5 protein-coding genes and 1 tRNA gene are annotated in these 6,507 nt (G+C 64.5%); 1 reads left to right on the top strand and 5 read right to left on the bottom strand.

The window, feature by feature from the left end:
- Nucleotides 1-2,902: TonB-dependent receptor (locus Q0U08_RS16385; RefSeq protein WP_298092656.1), on the top strand; the 2,902-nt coding region annotated here is incomplete at its 5' end.
- A 306-nt stretch (nucleotides 2,903-3,208) separates the two neighbouring features.
- Here the strand turns inward: Q0U08_RS16385 and Q0U08_RS16380 are convergent.
- The 5 genes from Q0U08_RS16380 to Q0U08_RS16360 form a co-directional block, all read right to left on the bottom strand.
- Complete coding sequence (locus tag Q0U08_RS16380; protein ID WP_298092655.1) at nucleotides 3,209-3,442, bottom strand: hypothetical protein; 234 nt, start codon at nucleotides 3,440-3,442, stop codon at nucleotides 3,209-3,211.
- Nucleotides 3,443-3,508: 66 nt separating this feature from the next.
- Nucleotides 3,509-3,585, bottom strand: a tRNA-Arg gene (locus Q0U08_RS16375).
- Nucleotides 3,586-3,679: 94 nt separating this feature from the next.
- The gene (locus tag Q0U08_RS16370) at nucleotides 3,680-4,075 is read right to left on the bottom strand and encodes a response regulator (protein WP_298092654.1); all 396 of its coding nucleotides are present in this window, start codon (nucleotides 4,073-4,075) and stop codon (nucleotides 3,680-3,682) included.
- Complete coding sequence (locus tag Q0U08_RS16365) at nucleotides 4,056-6,002, bottom strand: GAF domain-containing protein (protein ID WP_298092653.1); 1,947 nt, start codon at nucleotides 6,000-6,002, stop codon at nucleotides 4,056-4,058. Before Q0U08_RS16365 ends, Q0U08_RS16370 begins: the two co-directional genes overlap by 20 nt.
- 54 nt (nucleotides 6,003-6,056) lie before the next feature.
- Nucleotides 6,057-6,507: fibronectin type III-like domain-contianing protein (locus Q0U08_RS16360; RefSeq protein ID WP_298092652.1), on the bottom strand; the 451-nt coding region annotated here is incomplete at its 5' end.

Genomic DNA, 6,507 nt, shown 5'->3' with positions numbered 1-6,507 from the left:
TATCGGTGCCCTTCCCGATCGTTCGGTCAACGAGGCGCTGCAGCGTGTGCCGGGCGTCGCGATCACCCGTTTCGCCGCCGCCAGCGACACCGCGCACTTCTCCGTGGAAGGATCGGGCGTCACCATCCGCGGGCTGTCCTACGTTCGTGGCGAGTTCAACGGCCGCGACAGCTTCGGCGTCAGCGGCGGTCGCGAGATCGGCTTCAACGACGTGCCGACCGAACTGGTCGGCTCGGTCGAAGTCTTCAAGAACCTGACCGCCGACATGATCGAGGGCGGCATTTCGGGTACGGTCAACATCAATACCCGCAAGCCGTTCGATACCAAGGAAACGCTGATCTATCTCTCGGGCAGCGTGAACTATGGCGACTATAACGGGCGCAGCGAGCCGGCCGTGGTCGGGCTGTTCTCCAAGCAGTGGAATATCCCGAGCGGCGGCCGTTTCGGCATCATGGCCAGCGGCAGCTATAACCGTCAGCGCAGCCGGTCGGACTCGGTTTTCTATTCGGCGTTCCTGCCACGCTATAACGACGACCGGAACGGCAACGGCACGCAGGACGCCGGCGAGGGCCGCATCCTGAATCCCGGCACGCCGTATCAGTCGACGCTGTGGGATCGCTATCCGGTGCCATCGGGCCGGGATTTCGTGTACGTGCCGCTGGGTGCCGGCATGCGCTCGCAGGAGTTCGACCGCAAGCGCGTCGGTTATTCGGCGGCGGCGCAATATGAGAATGCGCCCGGCAACCTGCTGGTCACCGCCCAGTTCCTTCGCGCCGAGTCGTCGCAGACCTGGCTCGACCGCACGGTGGAGCCCAACGTCTATTATGGCGATGCGACCCAGATCTTCCCGCAAGGCTACAACCCGTTCGCACCGATTGCCGGGCAGAGCTTTGCCCAACCGACCTATAATGACGACGGCCGGTTCACCAGCGGCACGCTGATCCGTCAGGGCGGCGGGCAATACACCACGCTCGGCAACCGGTATTTCCAGACCGACGGGTACACGCAGGACCAGTCGCTGAACATCAAGTTCGATCCGACCGATCGCCTGCACCTGAATTTTGACGGGCAGTATGTTTATTCAAAGGCGCGCGATTCGGACGACGTCGTCGAGCTGGCGACGTTCAGCGGCGTGAGGATCGACGGACGCGGCGACGTGCCGCAGATCACGGTGGTTCCGCCGAACAATCAGGCGATCGGCCCGTATTTCGCGTCACAGACCAACACCTTCATCCGCGACGCGATGAACAACCGCACGCACAGCGACGGCGACGAATGGGCATTCCGCGCCGACGCGCAATATGACGTGTCCGAAGATTCGTTCCTGCGCAAAGTGCGCGTCGGTGGCCGCTATTCGACCCGCGACCAGACGGTGAAGGCCAACGATTACAACAACTGGGGCGCGGTGTCGGACACCTGGACCTCCAGCACGGCGACCGTGAACAAGTATGTCGACAGCATGGCGCCGGTGAACTTCGCCGATTTCTATCGCGGACAGGCGGTGCAGCCGCCGACGGTCTGGGGCATCAAGGACAGCATCCTGACCGATCATGATGCGCTGACCAACCTGCTGCGCACCGCGACCAAGGCGTCGGGCGGCGGTTATACCCCGCTCGAGGACCGCGGCGCGAACCTGATCGACGGCTATTTCCGGCCGGCCGAAGTCTACCGCATCACCGAAAAGACCTATTCGGGCTATGCCCGTCTCGACTTCGGTGTCGACAATATCGGCGGCGGCGAAGCGGACCTGTCGGGCAATATCGGCGTACGGTTCGTCCACACGGAGGACCAGTCGTTCGGCGGCACCACCTTCCCGAACATCGGCAGCACGCTTGGCGCCTTCGCAACGGTGGCCCAGTTCTGTGCCAGCCCGAATCCGAACAACACCGTTCGGCCGATCTGTACCGTCCCGCAGGCACAGCAGCAGGCGATCGTCGCCTTCTCGAACAGCGGGTCGGACACGAACGTCGCCGCGCAGAAATTCGACAAGTGGCTGCCGAGCCTGAACGTCAAGTTCCAGCCCAATGGGCAGTTGCTGTTCCGCCTGGCGGCATCGAAGGCGATTTCGCGTCCGGGCTTTACCGATCTGCGCAACTTCGTCGGCCTGACCCCGTCCACGGCGAATACGACCGGCATCTACGGTTTCAGTGCCAATGCGCGGAATCCGTTCCTGCGGCCGATCGACGCCAAGCAGGTCGACCTGACCGCCGAATGGTATTTCGCCAAGGTCGGATCGCTGACCGGCGCGGTCTTCTACAAGCAGTTGTCGAACATCATCCTCGACAATTTCGGGTATAGCCGCAGCTTCACCAACAATGGCCAGACCTTCGCCGCGACGATCAACGGCCCGGTCAACGTGCCCGGCAACGCCAACATCAAGGGGGCCGAGCTTTCGTACCAGCAGACCTACGACTTCCTGCCGGGCGCGCTGCGCGGGCTGGGGACGCAGGTGACCTTCACCTATATCGAGCCGGGCAAGATCCCGAACGCGGTGCCGGACAACCGGCCCGAGGACGGCAATCGTCCGCCGCTCGATGTGGCGGGGCTGTACGAGAACCTGCCGCTGGCGCAGTTGTCGAAGTACAACTTCAACGTTTCGGGCTTTTACGATCTGGGCGGGATCTATGCCCGTGTCGCCTATAGCTGGCGGTCGAAATATCTGCTGACCAATCGCGACTGCTGCTTCCCGTTCCTGCCGGTCTATGCGCTGGGTGTCGGCCAGATGGACGGATCGCTGATCTACACGGTCAACCGCAACTTCAAGATCGGCCTGCAGGTCCAGAATCTGCTGGATACGACCACGAAGACGACCTTCGTCCTCAACCGCGACGGGCTGGAAGCACCGCGCACCTACTTCAAGAGCGATCGCCAGTATCAGATGACGGTTCGTCTGACGTTCTGACGACCGACGCCAGCGTCAAGACGTTCGGGGCGGCGCGATCATCTCGCGCCGCCCCGAATGCGTTTGGAGAACGGGGCGTCGCCTGGCCGCGTGAACGAAGGCTGATGCGCGCGACGCTCATGGAAATGGCCAGTACGCCGGCAACGCAGCAGCCCCCCGGTCATGGGCGAAGATCGTCAACTTAAAGGTCCATCCAAGTCGCAGGATGTTGCCGCGTATATTTCGGCGCGGCTCCACGAATGGGGGCTGTCACACGTCTATGGCGGACTGGACGTCGCGCGCGAAAAGGCGAGCGACTGCCATGCACTATGCTCGGGTTCCGATCACTTCATTGATGTAGCGCTGGATCAGGTCGCCCGGTGTCATTCCCGGTAGCAGCCGTCGATGCTGGGAGTCCTCGCCGCGGCCAATACGGCTTTCACATTCCCGTGCCCAGTTTTCCGCCGCTTCCATGGTGAAGAGGGTTTTACGCTCCGATTCGTACCGTTCCCGGCTAACCTGCACGAACCAGCCTTTTGCCCGCTTCCTGATGGGTGCCACTGCATCTTCGATCCGGATCGAAGATGAAAACCTTTAGGATTTTAGCGATTCGCCAGATTATGTGACTGGCGCACCCGACAGGATTCGAACCTGTGGCCTCTGCCTTCGGAGGGCAGCGCTCTATCCAGCTGAGCTACGGGTGCCTGGAAGCGGCCGCTTAGCAGAGCGTCGGCGGGGGCGCCAGCGGTTTTCCACCGGGGAGGAGCGGATGCCGTGCAGCGCCTGCGCCTGGGTACGCTATCCTTGCGGCTGACGGATCAATGCCTGCACCTCGCTCAGCACCGCATCGACGCCGATCGGCTTGATGAGGCGGGGGGCGCCAGCATAGGCGGTGGGCAAGGCCCATGCGTCATAGCCGGTCAGGAACATGTAGGGCACCGATCGGCGGTCGAGTGCGTCGGCGATAGGAAAGGATGCGCTTTCCTGGAGGTTCACGTCCAGCACCGCGGCATCCAGCGGCTCCTCTCCGGCGAGCGCCAGGCCGCGGCGCAGATCGCCGACCGGGCCGACAACGGAGGCGCCGGCCTGCTGCAATGCGCGCTTCAGGTCGGAGGCGATGTAATATTCGTCCTCGACGATCAGGATGCGCTTGCCCGTCAAATCGTCATGCGCCTCATCGCAACTCGAAGCCATGTGCGTCCTCCCGTTCTTCATGCAATGTGATGGCGATCGTGCAGCGCACGCCGCGCGGTCCGAATTCCAGCCGCGTCTGCGCGCCCAGCCGATAGGGCAGCGCATCCTCGATCAGTTCCCGACCAAAGCCCTGCATGGGCGCATCGGTGATGTCATCGACGCCGTCCTCGACCCAGGTCAGCACCAGCGTCCGTTCACCATCCTGTGCGACGAGCACATCCCATCCGATCGACAAGGTCGCCGCCGTGCAGCGCAGCGCGCCATATTTGATCGCGTTGGTGGTCAGTTCGTGCACCGCGAGCCCCAGCGATTCCGCCGCCGATGCGGGCAAGGCGACATCGGGTCCGTCCAGCCGCACATTGGGAGCGTTGGCCGCGCCGACGCTGAGCAGTTCGTCGCGGATCAGGTTTTCCAGATCGACCCGGCCGCTGGCACTGCGCGTCACGATCACCTGCGTTCGGGCCAGCGCGTCCAGCCGCCCCTTGAAGTGCGAGGCGCCATCCTCGGGCGAATCGCCCATCTCGATCGAGCGGGCAAAGACCGAGCGGACGACCGACAGCATGTTGCGCACCCGGTGCTGCAATTCGGCGACCAGCAACTGCTGACGATCCTGCAACTGCCGCAGCTCGTGTACGTCGGTGGAGGTGCCGAGCCATTCGACGATCGTGCCATCCTCGGCGCGGCGTGGCACCGCGCGGGTCTGGAACCAGCGATAGCGATCCTCCGCCACATGCCAGATGCGATAATCGGCGCGATAGGCGCTGCGTGCATCGGCCTGCGCCCAGGCTTCGCACGCGCGTTCGTGGTCGTCCGGGTGGATGCGATCGAGCCAGCCAAATGCCAGCGAGGCCGATCCCGCCTGGCCTGTGATCGCGGTCCATTGCGGGCTGGCCCAGGTCCAGGCGCCGTGATCCTCCGCCCGCCATACCAGATGCGGAATGCCGGCGATCAGCGTTTCCAGGCGCGCACGGCTTTCGCGCAGCGCCGCCTCGGCCTGTTTGCGGTCGGTGATATCGGTGAAGACCAGCGCGACCTCGTTGGCGCCACCATCGGCGGCGGGGGCGGCATAGATGGAGAACCAGCGCCCCAGTTCCGGCACATGCCGTTCGAAGCGTTCGGGGCGCCCCGTGCGCAGTATCTGCGCATAGCGTTCGATCCATGCGCGCGGGTAATGCGGCATGACCTCGTCTACCAGCCGCCCGGTGACGTCGCCGAGTGTGGTCAGGTGCGAAAAGGCGCGGTTCAACTCCAGCCAGCGCAGCGTGGTGGCGGCACCATCGGCATCGTACAACAGCTCGATCCGGGCGATGCCCTCGTCGATCGTGTCGAACAGGCGGCGGAACTTGCTCTCGCTGGTCGCCAGCGCCCGACCGGTGCGACGGCTGACCAGCGCCTGGCACATGGCAGGCGCCAGCGCCTCCATCACCTCGCGCTCCTCCGGCCCGAAGCCGCCCGGCCGGTTGCCCAACCCGATCATCCCGACGACGCGCGTGCCGATCAGCAGCGGCACGCCCATGAAGGATGCAAGCGGCGGATGGCCGTGCGGCGTGCCGATGCGATCCGGGTGCGTGGCGGGACGGTTCGCGATTTCGGTTCGGCCATCGCGCAGCACGCGGCCATAGATGCCGTGGATCTTCAGGCCCGTCGGTGCCACGCCGTGGGGGAAGGCGGGATCGTCCATCGAAAAGGCGGCCCATCCGCCCGGACTGATCGCCAGATCGTCCAACTGGTCGGTGGCGGTGTTGATCGCGCCCATGAAGCTGATGGTCGCGCCGGTCACCTCCTCGGCGATCGACAGGCATAGCTGGCCCAGGGCTTCGTCGGAACGAATGGCCAGCATTTCACGGAAAATGCGGTTGATGCCCTCCAGCACCGCGTTCTTGCGCTCCAGCGCTTCGACGCGCGATCCTGGCTCCTCTTGATGCATGTTGCTCCTTGCGCCTGTTGTGTCAGACTTTGTTAAGGAACAGAAGAACTTCCGTTAGTTTCCAAAATGGGTGCTTTGAGGGGGGAGGACGGTGAAGCTGGCGGTGGCGTGGTCGATGCCTTCCGATAAACGCAGATCGAAGACGCCCGGTTCTACCGCGCGGTCGCCTGTGGCGGTGATCAGCGCGAGGTCGTCCGGGATCAGGGTGAAGGTGATGCGCTGTTCGGCGCCGGGTGCCAGCGTCAGTCGCTGCCAGTGTTTCATCTGCCAGACGGGCCGGGTGCGGCTGGCGACGCGGTCGTGCAGTTCGAGGCGGATGCAGGCCAGGCCGGGCCGGGGGCCGATGTTGCGGACGCGCACGGAGACGCCGACCGATGCGCCGAAAGGGATGGTGGCGGGCACGCGCACCGCATCGAGCGCGAAGCGGGTGTAGGACAGGCCGGCGCCGAAGGGGAAGAGGGCGCGATCGGGCGCGTCGCGCCAATGGGCGCGGCCGGGGGCAAGG

The organism is uncultured Sphingomonas sp., assembly GCF_946477935.1.
In the GTDB taxonomy this organism is placed as follows: domain Bacteria; phylum Pseudomonadota; class Alphaproteobacteria; order Sphingomonadales; family Sphingomonadaceae; genus Sphingomonas.
Note: the sequence above shows the minus strand (reverse complement) of the source record. Positions and strands in the feature narration are given on the sequence as shown.